Raw genomic sequence first — 16,094 nt, 5'->3', positions numbered from 1 at the left:
ACGATGCACGGGGCGTTGAGGCACTTCAAACGATGATGGCTGGGATGCTGCAGTACTGGTTGGCCGGGCCCCTGCAGGACAAAGAGACCGCGAGGCCCGGCAGCCGTCCGGGATGTGCCCCCTGCGCTTGATGCGTTGGCCGAGTTTGGCCAGAAGCGACTATCTCACTGCCGACCTGGCCGCAACCCTCCCGAACCGCACTGGACTTGCTGCCTCCTGAACGCTAGCGTGCAAGGGATTTTTTGCCAGCAGGGGCTTCCATGAACCACGACGCTGCGCCCAAGCAGCTCACCTTCCGCGCAGTGGCCCTGGCCATCGTGCTGGCGGTGGTGCTGTCGGCCGCAAACGCCTACCTCGGTCTGTTCGCAGGCCTGACCATCGCCACCGCCATTCCCGCCGCGGTGATTTCCATGGGCGTGCTGCGCCTGCTGGGCGGTGGCTCCATCCTTGAAAACAACATCGTGCAGACCGGCGCTTCGGCCGGTTCGTCGATCGCCGCCGGTGTGATCTTCACCATCCCGGCGCTGGTGATCATGGGCTACTGGCCGGACTTCAAGTACTGGTGGGTGCTCGGCATCGCCGGCCTCGGCGGCCTGCTGGGCGTGTTGTTCTCGGTGCCGCTGCGTCGTTCGATGATCGTCGAAGACCCGCTTCCGTTCCCGGAAGGCAAGGCTGCGGCCGAAGTGCTCAAGGCCGGTGAGAATCCGGGCCCGGGCCTGAAGATCCTCGGCCTGTCGGCGGTGATCGGTGCCTTCGTCAAGCTGGCCGCGGAAAGCGGCATGCGCCTGATCCCGGATGCCTGGGCCACCTCGGCCTACGTCGGCAGCTCCAAGGTCACCGCCTTCATCGGTACCAACCTGTCGCCGGCACTGCTGGGCGTGGGCTACATCGTCGGCCTCAACGTCGGCATCGTGGTGGTGTCCGGTTCGATCCTGACCTGGCACATCGCCATTCCGATCTACCAGGCGTTCTTCATGAACACCGATCCGGCACTGGCCGCGTCGGTTGCCGCGGCTTCGTCCACCGAGGCGGCGTTCGCCATCTGGGGCGCGAAGATGCGCTACCTGGGTGTCGGCGCGATGCTGATCGGTGGCATCTGGACGCTGATCTCGCTGCGCAAGTCGCTGCTCAACGGCGTCAAGAGCGGCTTTGCCGCCGCCCGCAAGAGCGGTGGCCCGGTGCTGGCGCACACCGAGCGCGACCTGCCGATGAAGTGGATGCTGGTGGCCCTGGTGGTCTTCGTGCTGCCGCTGCTGGCCCTGTACCAGGCCATCGTCGGCCAGTGGCACGTGTCGATCCCGATGACCCTCATCATGATCGTCGCCGGCTTCCTGTTCGTGTCGGTCTCGGCCTACCTGGCCGGCCTGATCGGTTCGTCCAACAACCCGGTCTCGGGCATCACCATCTCCACCATCCTGTTCGCCTCGGCCGTGCTGGTCGTGCTGCTGGGCGCCGACGGCCTGAAGCCGGTCGGTGCCGGCGGCGCGCCGCTGGGCGCCGTGGCCGCCATCATGATCGGTGCGGTGGTGTGCTGCGCCGCTGCGGTCGGTGGTGACAACCTGCAGGACCTCAAGGCCGGCTACATCGTCGGCGCCACCCCGTGGAAGCAGCAGCTGATGCTGGGCATCGGTGCCTTCTCGTGTGCGCTGATCATGGCGCCGGTGCTGAACCTGCTGGCCACCGCCTACGGCATCGGCGTGAAGTCCGAGCTGCACCCGAACGCGCTGGCCGCACCGCAGGCCAACCTGATGGCCTCGGTGGCCAAGGGCCTGTTCGGTGGTGAACTGCCGTGGACCTTCATCGGCATCGGTGCCGTGGTCGGTGCCGCCATCATCGCCTTCGACAGCTGGCTGAAGGCGCGCAACGCCCGCTTCCGCGTGCCGGTGCTGGCCGCCGCCATCGGCATCTACCTGCCGCTGGAGCTGATGGTGCCGATCTTCCTCGGCGGCCTGATCGCCCACCTGGTCGAGCGCTTCCACAAGGTGCGCGCCGATGACGAAGAAGGCCGCGACCGCGTGCACAAGCCGGGCGTGCTGTTCGCCGCGGGCCTGATCACCGGCGAAGCGCTGATGGGCATCGCCATCGCGATTCCGATCGTGGTCAGCAGCCGCGCCGACGTGCTGGCCGTGCCGTTCCACCTGCCGGGCGCGCAGTGGATCGGCCTGGCCGTGCTGTTCCTGGTCGGCTGGCTGATCTACCGCACCGGCAAGTACGCCAAGGCGTAAGGGGGCTCTGCCCCTGGGTTCAACGGGTAGTGCCGGCCGCTGGCCGGCAATCCCGGAATCCCGTGATACCCCTGGTTGCCGGCCAGCGGCCGGCACTACCGCAGACCGCGCTACGGCGCGGTTTGCTGTTTCTGGCGACGGGGCCAACCCCGCAGGCAGCCATGACCGATGGCCTTGGCAGCCCCGGCCGCACGGGCCTACCATCGGTTTTTTGCCGTCCTGCGGAGACCCCGATGAAACTGCGTCATGCCCTGCTGCCACTGAGCCTGCTGGCCGCCCTGCCCAGCGTCGCCGCTGCCCGTGGCCTGGAAGTCCGCGACATGGTGGCCATGGACCGCGTCTCCGCGCCGGTGCTGACCGCTGACGGTGGCACCGTGGTGTTCGCCAAGCGCAGCGTCGATGCCAACCTGAAGGCCTCCACCGCGCTGTTCGCGCGCAACCTGCGTACCCGCGATGCGGCGCCGCCGAAGCAGATCACCCCGGCCGGCTGGAACGTCAATTCCGCTTCGCTGTCGGCCGATGGCCAGACCGTGTATTTCCTCAGTGCCAGGAACGGCAGCCAGCAGCTGTACGCGCAGCCGATCAGCGGCGGTGCTCCGCGCCAGCTGACCGATTTCCCGGTCGACGTGGACAGCTACCACGTGTCGCCGCAGGACGACCGCGTGCTGTTCAGCGCCGGCGTGTTCCAGGACTGTGCCTCGGACCTGGCCTGCACCGAGAAGAAGCTGAAGGAAAAGAAGGACGCCAAGGCCAGCGGCCAGGTGTGGGATTCGCTGTTCGTGCGCCACTGGGACACCTGGAACGACGGTCGCCGCAACACCCTGTTCGTCGCTCCGCTGCCGACGGCCAAGGCCGGTGCGGTCAAGGGCGCGTCGGCGCTGAGCGCGACCATCGATGGTGATGCGCCGTCCAAGCCGTTCGGCGGCAATGATGACTTCGCGTGGTCGCCGGACGGCGCCAGCGTGGTGGCCAGCATCCGCGTGGCCGGCAAGCAGGAGCCGTGGTCGACCAACTTCGACCTGTACCGCTTCGACGCCGCCGGCAAGCAGGCGCCAGTCAACCTGACCGCCTCCAACCCGGCCTGGGATGCCGGCCCGGTGTTCAGCGCCGACGGCAAGACCCTGTTCTACCGTGCGATGAAGCGCCCGGGCTTCGAGGCCGACCGCTTCGGCCTGATGGCGATGGACCTGGCCAGCGGCAAGACCCGCGAAATCGCGCCGCAGTGGGATCGCTCGGCGGGCGGCATCACCCTGTCCGCCGATGGTGCCAGCATCTACACCACGGCCGATGACCTTGGCGAACACCCGCTGTTCCAGATCGACGTGGCCAGCGGCAAGGCCACCAAGCTGATCGGCGACGGCAGCGTGACCTCGGTGGATGTGGCCGGCAACAGCGTGGCGATCACCCGCAACAGCCTGAAGAGCAACGACCAGGTGCTGGTCGGCCTGCTGCCGGCTGCGGGCGAGGCCATCGGCGAACTGCGCGCGCTGACCCCGGCCGCTGGTGAGGTGCTGAAGGACGTCAGCTTCGGCGACTACGAGCAGTTCGAGTTCAAGGGCTGGAACAACGACACCGTGCATGGCTATGTGGTCAAGCCGCACAACTACCAGGAAGGCAAGTCCTACCCGGTCGCGTTCCTGATCCACGGTGGCCCGCAGGGCAGCTTCGGCAATGGCTGGAGCTACCGTTGGAATCCGCAGACCTACGCGGGCCAGGGCTACGCCGTGGTGATGATCGACTTCCACGGTTCCACCGGCTACGGCCAGGCCTTCACCGATGCGATCAGCCAGCACTGGGGCGACCGCCCGCTGGAAGACCTGCAGAAGGGCTGGGACGCGGTGCTGAAGAAGTACTCCTTCCTCAACGGTGACAAGGCCTGTGCGCTGGGCGCCAGCTACGGCGGCTTCATGGTCAACTGGATCGCCGGCAACTGGAACAGCCCGTTCAAGTGCCTGGTCAACCACGACGGCGTGTTCGACCAGCGCATGATGGGCTACGCCACCGAAGAGCTGTGGTTCACCGAGTGGGAGCAGGGCGGCACGCCGTACCAGAAGGCCGCGAACTACGAAAAGTTCAACCCGGTCAACCACGTGGCGGACTGGAAGAAGCCGATCCTGGTCATCCACGGCCAGCAGGACTTCCGCATTCCGGTCGAGCAGGGCCTGGCCGCGTTCACCGCTGCCCAGCGCCAAGGCATCGAATCGAAGTTCCTGTACTTCCCGGATGAAAACCACTGGGTGCTGAAGCCGAACAACAGCATCCTGTGGCATGACACCGTCAATGCCTGGCTGAAGCAGCACATCGGCAACTGATGACTGCAGCGCCGCCCTTCGGGGCGGCGCTTTTGTTTCGCCATCTGCTTTACCGGTGGGGGCCGACCGTTGGTCGGCACACCTTCATGATCCGCCGCCAACAGCAGCCGGCCAGCGGCCGGCTCTACCCAGAGCACCTGCATGATCCAGAACGACATCGTCGTCTTCGGTTTGATCGCCGCCACCCTTGGCGCCGTGTTCTGGACCGCCTCGCGCGAGCAGGGCCTGTGGAAGCGCTTCTACACGTTCGTGCCGGCGCTGCTGCTGTGCTACCTGATTCCCGGCATCTACAACACCGTCGGCCTGATCGATGGGCAGAACACCAAGCTCTACAACCCGATCGCACGCGACATCCTGCTGCCGGCAGCGCTGATCCTGCTGACCCTGGCGGTGGACATCAAGGGCATCCTGCGGCTGGGCCCGAAGCTGGTGCTGATGTACCTGGGCGCCTCGGCCAGCATCATGCTCGGTGCGGTGGTGGCGTTCCTGGCGATGCGCGCGCTGCATCCGGAAACCGTGGCCGGTGACACCTGGGCCGGCATGGCCGCATTGGCAGGCAGCTGGATCGGTGGCGGTGCCAACATGCTGGCAATGCGCGAAGTATTCGACGTCAATGCGACCACGTTCGGCCAGTTCGCGGTGGTCGATGTCGGTGTCGGCTACGTGTGGATGGCGGCACTGATCTTCCTGGCGGGGCGGGCAGCGAAGATCGACGCGCGCAGTGGCGCCGATACTTCGGCCATCGATGAACTGAAGGAGCGCATCGCGCGCTTCCAGGCCGAACACGAGCGCATTCCCAGCCTCACCGACCTGATGCTGATCGTGGCGGTGGCCTTCGGCGGCGTGGGCCTCTCGCACGCCATCGGCGCGCCGCTCGCAGCCTGGTTCAAGGCCAACGTCAGCTGGGCCTCGCAGTTCAGCCTGGACGCGCCGTTCGTGTGGGTGGTGGTGCTGTCGACCACGCTGGGCCTGAGCCTGAGCTTCACCCGTGCGCGCACGCTGGAAGGCGCGGGCGCATCGCGCCTGGGCTCGCTGCTGCTGTACTTCCTGATCGCCTGCATCGGCATGCAGATGGATCTGCTGGCGCTGCTGGACCGCCCGTGGCTGTTCCTGCTCGGCCTGATCTGGATTGCCGTGCACATCGTGCTGCTGTGGTGCCTGGGCAAGCTGCTGAAGGTGCCGTTCTTCTATTTCGCCATCGGTTCGCAGTCGAACATCGGTGGACCGGCCTCGGCGCCGGTGGTGGCCGCGGCGTTCCATCCGGCACTGGCGCCGGTGGGCGTGCTGCTGGGCACGATGGGCTACGCCACCGGCACGTACCTGGCTTACATCGTCGGCATCACCCTGCGCGCGCTGGCAGGGCAGGGCTGATGGGGTAGTGCCGGCCGCTGGCCGGCAACCAGGTAATGCTTCACGGGTTCATGAGGTTGCCGGCCAGCGGCCGGCACTACCGATGCGTTACGCCACCGGCAACCCGCGCTCGATCAACCACGCCTTCGCGTCTTCGGCGTCCTGCTCGAACCGCGCCGAGTGAAAAGAGGGGCGCCGCAAGGTCCGGCGCGTCGCCACGCGCCCGTGGCCAACCGCGCCCGCGGCCTTACGCCACCGGCAACCCGCGTTCGACCAGCCACGCCTTCGCGTCTTCGGCGTCCTGCTCAAACCACGCCTGTGTCGACCCCAGCCGATACGTGTACCCCCAGGCATCCATATCGGCCATCAACCGCGCACTGCCGACACCAGGCAAACGCCCGGCCAGCACGATCTGCAGGTAGCAGGTGGCATCTTCCTCCGCCACCGAATCGGTGGCGTCGGTGTGCACCTGCGCGCGCCGCTCCGGCGGCAATACGATCAGGTGGCAGGCTTCATGCAGCATCGAATGCACCGGGGTGTCATCGCGCACATAGACATTGCTGGCGATGATGCCCGCCTCGGGCTCGCCCCAGTAGCTGCCGGGAATCGGTTCGCCTGCGGCCACGTGGTGCAGGCGAAGGCCATGCGCGGCGAGCAGGCATTGCGCGTCGGCGAAGGCGATGTCGCCCACGCAGGTGATGTCCACGGCGGTTGTCGTATCGGTCATGCAGGTCACGCGGCCCCGCCCATGCAGGCACGGGCGGGGCGGGGCATCAGGGTTTGTCCGGGCCTTCAGGCAGCGCCACGGAGATGTCCAGCACATCGTGCTGGCCATCCTTCACCAGGTCGACCTTCACCGCATCGACGTCGATGTTCACGTACTTCTTGATCACTTCCAGCAGCTCGCGCTGCAGCAGCGGCAGGTAGTCCGGGCCACCGCGGTGGCTGCGTTCCTGCGCGATGATGATCTGCAGGCGGTTCTTTGCGGTTTCGGCGGTGGTCTTCTTCGCTTTGAGGAAATCGAACAGGCCCATGCTTACCCTCCGAACAGCTTGCTGAAGAAGCCCTTCTTCTCGACGCTGGTGAAGCGCATCGGGCGATCTTCGCCGAGGATGCGCGCGACGGCGTCGTCATACGCCTGGCCGGCAGCGGATTCGACATCCAGGATCACCGGTTCGCCCTTATTGGACGCATTGAGCACGTCGCCCGATTCGGGGATCACGCCGATGGCCTTCAGCCCCAGCACTTCCTCGACGTCGGCGATGCTGAGCATCTCGCCGGTTTCCACGCGCAGCGGGGTGTAGCGGGTCAGCAGCAGGAAGGCAGGCACGTTCTGGCCGGATTCGGCCTTGTGGGTCTTCGAGTCCAGCAGGCCGATGATGCGGTCGGAGTCGCGCACCGAGGACACTTCCGGGTTCACCACCACCACGGCGCGGTCGGCGAAGTACATCGCCAGGAACGCTCCCTTCTCGATGCCGGCCGGCGAGTCGCAGATGATGTAATCGAAGCCATCGGCGGCCAGGTCCTTCAGGACCTTGCCCACGCCTTCCTGGGTCAGTGCGTCCTTGTCGCGGGTCTGCGAGGCGGCCAACACATACAGGTTGTCGAAGCGCTTGTCCTTGATCAGGGCCTGCTTGAGGGTGGCTTCGCCATGCACGACGTTGACGAAGTCGTACACCACGCGGCGTTCGCACCCCATGATCAGGTCGAGGTTGCGCAGGCCGACGTCGAAGTCGATCACCGCCACCTTCTTGCCGCGCCGCGCCAGGCCACAGGCCAGGCTCGCGCTGGAAGTGGTCTTGCCCACGCCGCCCTTGCCGGAGGTGACTACGATGATTTCAGCCAAAGGACTTCTCCTGGTTCTGCATTAGTTTGGGGCTGCGTCAGTCCAGCGCAGCGATCTTGATCTGGTCCTGTTCCAGCCACACCTGCACGGCCTTGCCGCGCAGGTTGTCCGGAACATCGTCCAGTACCTTGTAGTGGCCTGCAATGGCCACCAGTTCCGCATGGAAATCACGGCAGAAGATGCGTGCCGCGGTGTTGCCCTGGGCCCCTGCCAGCGCGCGGCCGCGCAGGGTGCCGTAGATATGGATGCTGCCATCGGCGATGACCTCGGCGCCGGCGCCGACGGTGGCCATCACGGTCAGGTCGCAGTTCTCCGCGTACAGCTGCTGGCCCGAACGCACGTTGCCCAGCTGCATGCGGCCTGGCTGCGGCGCGGCTGCATCGGCGATCTTGGCCACCGGTGCGGCCGGGGCTGGCTTCGGTTCGGCGCGCGCGGCGCGGCGCGGTTCCGGTGCGGGCGGCGGCGGAGCCGCTTCGGCCTCGGCACGTTCGTACTGGGCGCGGAACTTGGCCAGCAGCGGCAGGCCAAGCTGCTGCGAGAGCAGGTCGACCGCGCTGGTGCCATAAGCCAGCGCCACCGGCAGCACGCCGGCGCTGCGCAGGCCATCGACCAGCGCCTGCGCGGTGGCCACGTCCGGAACCTGGCTCAGGCCGCCGAAATCGAGGATCACCGCCGCGCGGCCGAACAGCTTCGGCGCACGGGTCACGCGCTCGCGCATTTCCTGCACGAGGCGTTCGACATCAAGGGTACGGATGCGAAGGTTGGCGATGCCCACCTGGCCGATCTTCAGTTCACCGGCCTGTTCGTAATCGAAATTCACCGCCACGCTCAGGTCCCCGTCGGCCGCTGTGCCTGCGCCGGCAGCTGCCGGGCGCGTGTCCATGCCACATCCGGCAGCTTGCCGCCGTAGGTCTCCTGGACCCACGGGTAGCTGCACAGTTCCTTGGCCAGCATGCTGGCACGCACATCGACCTGGGCCATGGTGTTCTGGCCCAGCTCGCGGAAGCCGAAGCTGCCGTGGAAGAGCAGGGCGGCATCGGCGCCGTGGTCGAGGAAGACTTCGCAGGTCATCTGCGGGTAGCGCAGCTCGGCAAAGCTCTGCGCGTCGGCATAGAACGCACGGCCGACGCCACCGCCGCGGCGGCGGCTGGCGACCACGATGCGGTCGATGTAGAAGAAGGGGGTGTCCAGCTGCTGCTTGAACCAGGCGAAGTTGCTGCTGTCGTGCTGGCTGTCGCTGCCGAAGCCGATCAGGAAGCCGGCCAGGTTGCCGTCGCGCTCGGCGACGCGGAAATACTCAGCGGTTTCATAGAACAGGCGCAGGCGGGCCGCATCCAGGGGAAGGATGGCCAGGCCAGCGTTGTTGTTCAAAGCCAGGACGGAATCGAGCTCGTGCTCGCGCACGTCGCGGATGACAATCGACATTGTGACTCCGTGGGGTAACGCGGTTGGTCCATCAAGGGACCCTGCGCACGATTATTGCATGCCCGGGGTGGGCTGCGGCATGAACAGGCGACCGGGCAGGCATGACTTCCGTGGGGTGCGATGTGCAGGCCGGGCCCGTAGAGTGCTGGCATGTTGGGAGTCCTCAGCCATACCCGCGTCCTTCGCCTGGCCGGCCTGTTCACCTGGGTCATGGTCGGTCTGCCCCTGGCGTACTCGCAGTTCGAGAACCTGCACAGCCGCGGTGACATGGGCGGCTGGGCGGTCCTGCTGTTCGTCGCTTACCTGTCCTTCGGCACCTCCTATTACTGGCTGACCCGCATCCTGCGCAGCGACAGCCCCACCAGCTGGCTGGACCGCGGCCTGCTGCTGCTGCTGACGATTTCGGCGCTGGGCGTCAGCTTCCTCAGCGGCTCGGGCTTGGGCAGCATCCTGATGATGGTGGCCGCCGGGGTCATCCCGTGGATGCTGTCGGTGCGGCTGGGCGTGCTGTGGCTGCTGGTCAGCCAACTGGCGGTGGCCCCGGTCTACTACTTGCTGCTGCGCTTCCCGTTGTTCGAAGCGGTGATGCAGTCGCTGCTGTACGGCGGCTTTTCCATGTTCATCTTCGTGACCAGCCTGGTTGCCCGGCAGCAGACCGAGGCGCGCGACGAACAGCGCCGGCTCAATTCAGAGCTGCGTGCCACCCGCGCCTTGCTTGCCGAGAGTGCCCGCGTCAATGAGCGCACCCGCATCTCGCGCGAGCTGCATGACCTGCTGGGCCACCAGCTGACCGCGCTGACCCTGAACCTGGAAGTGGCCGGGCACCTGGCCGAAGGGCAGGCGCTGGAGCACGTGAAGCGCTCCCACACCTTGGCCAAACTGCTGCTGGGCAACGTGCGCGAGGTGGTCAGCCAGCTGCGCGAGACCGGCGCGATCGACCTGGCCGCGGCGCTGCGCCCGCTGACCGAGAACGTGCCCTCGCTGGACATCCAGCTGGAGATCGAGGATCCGCTGAACGTGGAGGACCCCCAGCGGGCCCACGTCCTGCTGCGCTGCACGCAGGAGATCATCACCAACGCCGTGCGCCACGCCGGTGCGCGCCACCTGTGGATCAAGGTGTACCGTGAAGCCCCGGACCGGGTGGTGGTGGAGGCCCGCGACGACGGTGTCGGCGCGGACATGGTCAATGTGGGCAATGGCTTGCGCGGCATGCGCGAGCGCCTGCAACAATGTGGTGGCCAGCTGCAGATCGAGACCCGTCCCGGTGAAGGCTTCCGCCTGCGGGCAACGGTGCCGGCAACGGTGCTGGTGGCCGCCCTTACCAAGGTTCCTGAAGGAGTACGTTGATGATTCGCGTCTGCCTGGTCGATGACCAAACCCTGGTGCGGCAGGGAATCCGCTCCCTGCTGGCGCTCGACGATGGCATCGAGGTGGTGGCCGAGGCCGGCGATGGCCGGCAGGCGGTCGAGCTGATCCCGCAGGTGCGCCCCGACGTGGTCCTGATGGACATGCGCATGCCGGTGATGTCCGGACTGGAAGCGCTGCAGGTGCTGTCGCGGCAGGAACAGCTGCCGCCGACCATCATCCTCACCACCTTCGATGACGATCAGCTGGTGCTGGCTGGCCTCAAGGCCGGTGCCAAGGGTTACCTGCTCAAGGATGTGACCCTGGCACAGCTGGTCGGTGCCATCCGTACCGTGGCCGAGGGTGGTTCGCTGGTACAGCCGGCGGTGACCCAGCGCCTGTTGTCGGGCCTGGAGCACATGCGCAACGAGTTCGTCAGCCTGGACCGCCCGGACCCGCTGACCGACCGCGAGACCGAGATCCTGCGGCTGATGGCCAGCGGCTTCTCCAACAAGGAGATCGCCAACTCGCTGGGCGTGGCCGAGGGCACCATCAAGAACCACGTGTCCAACATCCTCTCCAAGCTGGGTGTGCGCGACCGTACGCGCGCGGTACTGAAGGCGTTCGAACTCCAGCTGGTCTGAGGAAAATCGTTTCGGTACAAAGACTTGGGTGGTGGCAGGGGGTTCCGGCCAAGGTGCCCCCCTACTTGCCGGGCAGCGGTATGCGTTACCCTTCGAATTCTTTGTCCATACAAATACGCAGCCGGCAGGGAAACCGGTGCGCCAATCCCGATAAACAATGCCCGCGAAGCCTGCTAGGATTGGCGCTTCGCTTCAATCAACCCGGCCGTGGGATCGGCCCCGGAGACTCTCTGAATGACCCGTATTATCGAGTTCCTGATCGCCTTGGGGATCGTGGCTGGCCTGTTCGTCATCATTGGCGTATGTCTGCCGGGCGAGCGTCACATCACCGAAAGCATCGAGACCAACCGCAAGATGACGATCGTGTACGACACGGTCAGCAGCCTGCGCCGCTTCAAGGACTGGAACCCGCTGGTACTGCGCGATCCCGCCGTTGAACTGAAGCTGTCCGGCCCGGCCTCCGGCAAGGGTGCCACCCTGGACTTCACCTCCAAGGACCTGGGCACCGGCTCCTGGAAGATCACCGACGCCGAAGAGAACAAGCGCGTTGCGATCGCCATCGAAGACGCCACCAAGGGTCACGACAAGGTCACCACCTTCACCCTGGAGCCGACCGGCAAGGGTGGCCGCAACGTGAAGATCACCCAGGACTACTCGGTGAAGTACGGCTTCGACCTGTTCGGCCGTTATGCAGGCCTGTATGTCAGCCGCCAGATCGGCGACGACATCAAGATGGGCCTGTCGCGCATGGCCAACATGCTGGCTACCGTCCCGAACGTCGACTACCGCACGCCGGAAGCCCCGCTGACCGATCTGGCCATCGTCGATGTGCCGGCTGAGGATCTGCTGGTCGTCAACGCCGGTAACGTGGACCGCGGTCAGGACACGATCACCAAGTCCATCAAGGACAACCAGGAGTGGATCAAGCGCGTGATGGAGGCCAATGGCCTTGAAGCCGCCGGTCCGTTCCGCATCATCACCACCGACTTCGGCCAGGAGAAGTACGCCTTCGACATCGCCCAGCCGGTGAAGAAGAAGGGTGCTGAAGGTGCCACCGCTGAAGCCCTGACCGTCAAGATCGACGGTGGCGCTCCGGTGAAGTACGTGCACGTGGCTCCGCACCGCTCGGCACATGCGGCCTACACCGGCCACATGGCGGGTCTGGACGTTGCCCGCAACGGCCTGCGCGCCTGGGCTGTGACCTCCGGCAACGAAGTGATCGACCGTCCGTACGAAACCTGGAAGGATGGCATCGACAAGTCGTTCACCCCGGAAGGTACCTACGACATTTACTGGGCCGTCAAGTAAGCCTCGGCTGACCCATGTAGTGTTGGACACGAAAACGCGCCGCTCATTGCGGCGCGTTTTTTTTCATCTGGCGCCCGGAAAGGGCGCTGTGCAAGGAGCCCCCATGTTCAACCTGGAACGTCGCGCACGTAAGCCTTCCCTGCTGGCCTGCCTTGGTGCGCTGCTGGCGGCGGCCTCGATCGGCCTGTCCGCCTACGCATCGCACGGTGTGGCTGACCCGCTGGCGCAGCAGCACCTGAACATGGCGGCACTGTATGCGTTCGCGCATGGCGCGGTGCTGGTGGCGCTTGGCCCGCGTGCGCAGGGGGCGACCGCGCACCTGGCGCTGTACGTGCTGCTGCTGGGCGTGTTGCTGTTTTCCGGCAGCCTGGTGGGCGGTGCCTTGTGGCAGTGGCCGACGCGGATGGCGCCGATCGGGGGCACCAGCATGATGGCCGGGTGGGTGTTGCTGGCGATCAATGCGTTGAGGCGGTGACTGAGTCGAGGTTGTTTCTTCGATCCATGCTGATGCGATCTGCGCCGTCCATGGGCGTTACTCTTCTTTTCGCGCGAAAAGAAAAGTAACCAAAAGAAACGCGCCGCCGGCCGCGAGCCGGTGCTGCGCACCGGTCCCCTGCGCTCCTCGGCCCGTCGAGGGGCGGTGCGGGAACTCGCTGCGCTCAGACACCCGCACCTCTTCGCCCTCGCCGGACCTGCGGTGCTCGGCTCGCTTGAAGGCGGACCCAACAGCCGCGCGCTGATCCGTTGTAGAGGCTTCGAGCGAAGCGACCGGCTTCTGTCTTTGCCTTCTTGTTCCATCTCGTGGTGGGCGCGCGCGGAATCCGCCCGGACAGCTCCATGAATTTCGCCCTGCGGCCGCCACGAGGGGCTCAGCCGTTGGCCGGCCTCCAGCACCAGTGCCACGGTTCGTAGACGATGCCGTGCGGGTTTTCGCGCGGGTAACTCAGATGGAAGCCGTGCCCGCCGGCATGCGCCTGCAGCCACGCGAACGCGTTGGTGGCTTCGAACGATTCTTCAGCCGGCGCGTCGCCCGGTGTGCCGATGTCCAGCGCGTGGCCGCTGTGGTGTTCGCTGAAACCCGGTGCGGCATTCACCTTCAGGATCTCGGCCACGCTCAAGCCGCGCGCCAGCTTCCGTTCGAAGATGCCCAACTGGTAGGCATGGCTGCGGAAGCCGGAGATGGCATCCAGCGCAATTCCATCCTGTGCCGCGTGCAGTCGCATCCGTCGCCAGCCCTGCGCGGCGCCACGGCGCAGCCACAATGGGCGTGCAAAGCGGTCGCGACCGGCGAAGTGCAGCAGGCACGGCTCGGATTCCAGCGGCAGGCCGCTGTCGTCGGCATAGCGCTGTGCATCCAGGCCAAGCTGCTGCAGGCGCTGCTGCAACCCGGCCAGCGGCAGCCACTGATCTTCCAGTCCGGCGCCGAAGGGCCGTGCAGCCGCGGCATCCAGCAGTGCCAGTGCTTCCTCGACCCCGGGTTCGCGCGGCAGGCGCGGCACCATGGCGTGCACACCCTGCGCCAGTACCACCGCCAGATAGCGGCCATCACGCTTGCGCCGCAGCACCCACTGCGCCTGCGACAGCAGGCGTGCATCCAGGTTGCTGCGTGCGCGCAACAGGTGGGCGGGCCACAGCTCGATGGCCTCGGTATTGATCAGCAGGGGCGCGCGTCGTTGCATCGCCGCAGCTTACTGCCGTGGCGCCGACGCGGCCACCTTGCGCAGCGCATCGAGCAGCGCCTGCGGCCGGTCCACACTGAGCAGCAGCGTGCTGCCATCACTGACCGGCAGGGCGAGCACACGCGCACGGTCGGTGACCAGGGCGAAGCCCTTGCCGCCTCCCTGCAGGCGAAAGTGGCCCGAGTAGAAGCCCGGCATTGAATAGCCATTGGTTTTGACACGGATGCCGTAGCGGCGGTCACGCTGCAGGTCGACCACCTCGGCCTGGTCCAGCCGCAACTGCGCCACCGGCACCCGCCGCCGGTACATCGTTGAACGCACGTCCAGCACATCGCCGGCCAGTTCCACCCGGCGGCGGAAGAAGGCCGTGCCCAGTCCAATGCCCAGCAGGGCAATCACCAGCAGGCTCCATGCCGCACTGCCGCCCATCCGGAACCAGGGCGGCGACAGCGTTACTTCGATCCAGGGTGCGCTCGCCGGTGCCTTGTACAGCTGCGCATACAGGCAGGCCACGAAGGCAGCCAGCAGCGGCAGCACGATCCAGAGCACGCGCAGCGGCGAGCTCTCGGCCACGTCAAAGGGTTTCGGGTCGCTGCCGCCCATGGTTCAGGCCTCCTTCTTGAACACCAGCATCGCCGGGCGCATCGGCGCCGGGATGATGATGTTGACCAGTTCCCAGCCCAGTTGGCCCTGGCGGCTGAGTTCGGCCTGCACGTCCTCGGGCTTGAGTACACCCATCATGGACGTCTTGACCTCGATGGTCTGGTAGCTCCAGCGCTTGCTCACTCCTTGTCCTCCGGCGATGGCTTGGGTCTCGGCAGGCGTCCTGCCTTGCGCAAGGCGTCGCGCAGTACGTATTCGATCTGCGCGTTGAGGCTGCGCAGCTCGTCGTCAGCCCAGCGCTGTGCCGCTGCCAGGACCTCGGCATTGATGCGCAGCGGATAGGCTTTCTTCTCACTCATGAAAACTCCTGGCGGGGCGGTGGGGGCGCCCCGTTGCGAGGATGGCTCAGTAAAGCGAACCGGCGTTGACGATCGGTTGGGTGCCGCGGTCCGAGCACAGCACGGTCAGCAGGTTGCTGACCATGTGCGCCTTGCGTTCCTCGTCCAGTTCAACCACGCCATTCTTCTGCAGTTCGGCCAAGGCCATTTCGACCATGCCGACTGCACCGGCCACGATGCGCGTGCGCGCGGCGATCACCGCGTTGGCCTGCTGACGCTGCAGCATGGCCTGGGCAATTTCAGCGGCGTAGGCCAGGTGGCTGATGCGTGCGTCGATCACCTGCACGCCGGCGTCGGCCAGACGCTCGGCCAGCTCGTTCTTCAGGTGCTGGGAAATCTCGCTGGCGTGGCTGCGCAGGGCCAGCTGGCCATCCTCGTGCTGGTCGTAGGGATAGCTGGTGGCCATCGCGCGCAACGCCGATTCCGACTGGATGTGCACGAAGCTCTCGTAGTCGTCCACGTTGTAGACCGCCTCGGAGGCATCGACCACCTGCCAGACGATCACCGCAGCGATCTCGATCGGGCTGCCGTCCAGCTCGTTGACCTTCAGCTTGCCGCTCTCGAAGTTGCGCACGCGCTGGCTGACCCGGCGCTTGGCATAGAAGGGGTTGTTCCAGCGCAGGCCGTTGTCCTTGACCGTGCCCACGTACTTGCCGAACAGGCTCAGCACGGCGGCCTGGTTGGGCTGGATGGTGTACAGGCCGGCCAGGATGAACACGCCCAGCGCCACCAGCAGGGCGCCCAGCAGCATCAGCAGCAGGTTGGGCGAGCCGGCACTGGCCTTGGCTGCCACTCCCAGTACGAACAGGGCGGCGCCAGCGAGGGCGACGAGCAGGGCGCCGGCCAGCGTGCCGAGGCCGTTGAGGGAAGACAGCGACTTCTCTTTCATGGCGGTACGTCCTTGAGGGTTCGGAATGAAGATATCAAAGTGATATCACTTGTCGGCTACCGTTCGTCGGA

17 protein-coding genes are annotated in these 16,094 nt (G+C 66.2%); 7 read left to right on the top strand and 10 right to left on the bottom strand.

Annotated elements, in window-relative coordinates; all coding sequences use genetic code 11:
• Positions 1-260: 260 nt before the first annotated feature.
• The 3 genes from AC5P5R_RS01445 to AC5P5R_RS01435 all read left to right on the top strand — a co-directional run bounded on the left by AC5P5R_RS01445 (position 261) and on the right by AC5P5R_RS01435 (position 5,908).
• Complete coding sequence (locus AC5P5R_RS01445) at positions 261-2,225, top strand: OPT family oligopeptide transporter (protein WP_005408528.1); 1,965 nt, start codon at positions 261-263, stop codon at positions 2,223-2,225.
• Positions 2,226-2,458: 233 nt separating this feature from the next.
• Complete coding sequence (locus AC5P5R_RS01440) at positions 2,459-4,537, top strand: alpha/beta hydrolase family protein (RefSeq protein WP_164281466.1); 2,079 nt, start codon at positions 2,459-2,461, stop codon at positions 4,535-4,537.
• Positions 4,538-4,678: 141 nt separating this feature from the next.
• A complete protein-coding gene (locus AC5P5R_RS01435) occupies positions 4,679-5,908 on the top strand; it encodes a DUF819 family protein (protein WP_005408530.1) in 1,230 nt (409 codons plus the stop codon).
• Positions 5,909-6,134: 226 nt separating this feature from the next.
• Here the strand turns inward: AC5P5R_RS01435 and AC5P5R_RS01430 are convergent, their stop codons facing one another.
• The 5 genes from AC5P5R_RS01430 to AC5P5R_RS01410 are packed head-to-tail and all read right to left on the bottom strand — an operon-like array spanning position 6,135 to position 9,158.
• Positions 6,135-6,614 (bottom strand): hypothetical protein, encoded by a 480-nt coding sequence (locus tag AC5P5R_RS01430; protein WP_044569652.1) that lies wholly within the window; start codon positions 6,612-6,614, stop codon positions 6,135-6,137.
• Positions 6,615-6,660: 46 nt separating this feature from the next.
• A complete protein-coding gene (minE, locus tag AC5P5R_RS01425; RefSeq protein WP_005408532.1) occupies positions 6,661-6,921 on the bottom strand; it encodes a cell division topological specificity factor MinE in 261 nt (86 codons plus the stop codon).
• A 2-nt stretch (positions 6,922-6,923) separates the two neighbouring features.
• A complete protein-coding gene (gene minD / locus AC5P5R_RS01420) occupies positions 6,924-7,733 on the bottom strand; it encodes a septum site-determining protein MinD (RefSeq protein WP_005408533.1) in 810 nt (269 codons plus the stop codon).
• 37 nt (positions 7,734-7,770) lie between these two features.
• A complete protein-coding gene (minC, locus tag AC5P5R_RS01415) occupies positions 7,771-8,616 on the bottom strand; it encodes a septum site-determining protein MinC (protein WP_043034132.1) in 846 nt (281 codons plus the stop codon).
• Entirely contained in the window at positions 8,562-9,158 is a 597-nt protein-coding gene (locus AC5P5R_RS01410) for a GNAT family N-acetyltransferase (protein WP_005408535.1), read from the bottom strand. The genes minC and AC5P5R_RS01410 overlap by 55 nt, the downstream gene beginning before the upstream one ends.
• A gap of 150 nt (positions 9,159-9,308) precedes the next feature.
• Between AC5P5R_RS01410 and AC5P5R_RS01405 the strand changes: the two genes are divergently transcribed.
• From AC5P5R_RS01405 to AC5P5R_RS01390, 4 genes are all read left to right on the top strand, one after another.
• On the top strand, positions 9,309-10,505 hold the full coding sequence (locus AC5P5R_RS01405) for a sensor histidine kinase (RefSeq protein ID WP_005408536.1): 1,197 nt from the start codon (positions 9,309-9,311) through the stop codon (positions 10,503-10,505).
• Entirely contained in the window at positions 10,505-11,146 is a 642-nt protein-coding gene (locus tag AC5P5R_RS01400) for a response regulator (RefSeq protein WP_005408537.1), read from the top strand. The genes AC5P5R_RS01405 and AC5P5R_RS01400 overlap by 1 nt, the downstream gene beginning before the upstream one ends.
• A 234-nt stretch (positions 11,147-11,380) precedes the next feature.
• The gene (locus AC5P5R_RS01395) at positions 11,381-12,454 is read left to right on the top strand and encodes a polyketide cyclase (protein ID WP_005408538.1); all 1,074 of its coding nucleotides are present in this window, start codon (positions 11,381-11,383) and stop codon (positions 12,452-12,454) included.
• A 103-nt stretch (positions 12,455-12,557) separates the two neighbouring features.
• On the top strand, positions 12,558-12,929 hold the full coding sequence (locus tag AC5P5R_RS01390; RefSeq protein WP_005408539.1) for a DUF423 domain-containing protein: 372 nt from the start codon (positions 12,558-12,560) through the stop codon (positions 12,927-12,929).
• Positions 12,930-13,323: 394 nt separating this feature from the next.
• On the opposite strand, the gene AC5P5R_RS01385 is transcribed toward AC5P5R_RS01390, so the two are convergent.
• The 5 genes from AC5P5R_RS01385 to AC5P5R_RS01365 are packed head-to-tail and all read right to left on the bottom strand — an operon-like array spanning position 13,324 to position 16,023.
• Positions 13,324-14,133, bottom strand: coding sequence for a M15 family metallopeptidase (locus AC5P5R_RS01385; protein ID WP_044569655.1), 810 nt, complete (start codon positions 14,131-14,133; stop codon positions 13,324-13,326).
• 9 nt (positions 14,134-14,142) lie between these two features.
• Positions 14,143-14,736, bottom strand: a complete 594-nt coding sequence (locus AC5P5R_RS01380) for a PH domain-containing protein (protein WP_024956285.1) — start codon at positions 14,734-14,736, stop codon at positions 14,143-14,145.
• A 3-nt stretch (positions 14,737-14,739) separates the two neighbouring features.
• On the bottom strand, positions 14,740-14,919 hold the full coding sequence (locus AC5P5R_RS01375) for a DUF4177 domain-containing protein (RefSeq protein ID WP_005408542.1): 180 nt from the start codon (positions 14,917-14,919) through the stop codon (positions 14,740-14,742).
• Positions 14,916-15,095 (bottom strand): type II toxin-antitoxin system antitoxin, encoded by a 180-nt coding sequence (locus AC5P5R_RS01370; RefSeq protein WP_049404701.1) that lies wholly within the window; start codon positions 15,093-15,095, stop codon positions 14,916-14,918. Before AC5P5R_RS01370 ends, AC5P5R_RS01375 begins: the two co-directional genes overlap by 4 nt.
• Before the next feature lie 46 nt (positions 15,096-15,141).
• A complete protein-coding gene (locus AC5P5R_RS01365) occupies positions 15,142-16,023 on the bottom strand; it encodes an SPFH domain-containing protein (protein WP_005408544.1) in 882 nt (293 codons plus the stop codon).
• Positions 16,024-16,094: the final 71 nt, after the last annotated feature.

The sequence above is a fragment of the Stenotrophomonas sp. YJH_SMC_19 genome (assembly GCF_059367915.1).
This window is presented reverse-complemented; position numbering and strand designations above follow the sequence as displayed.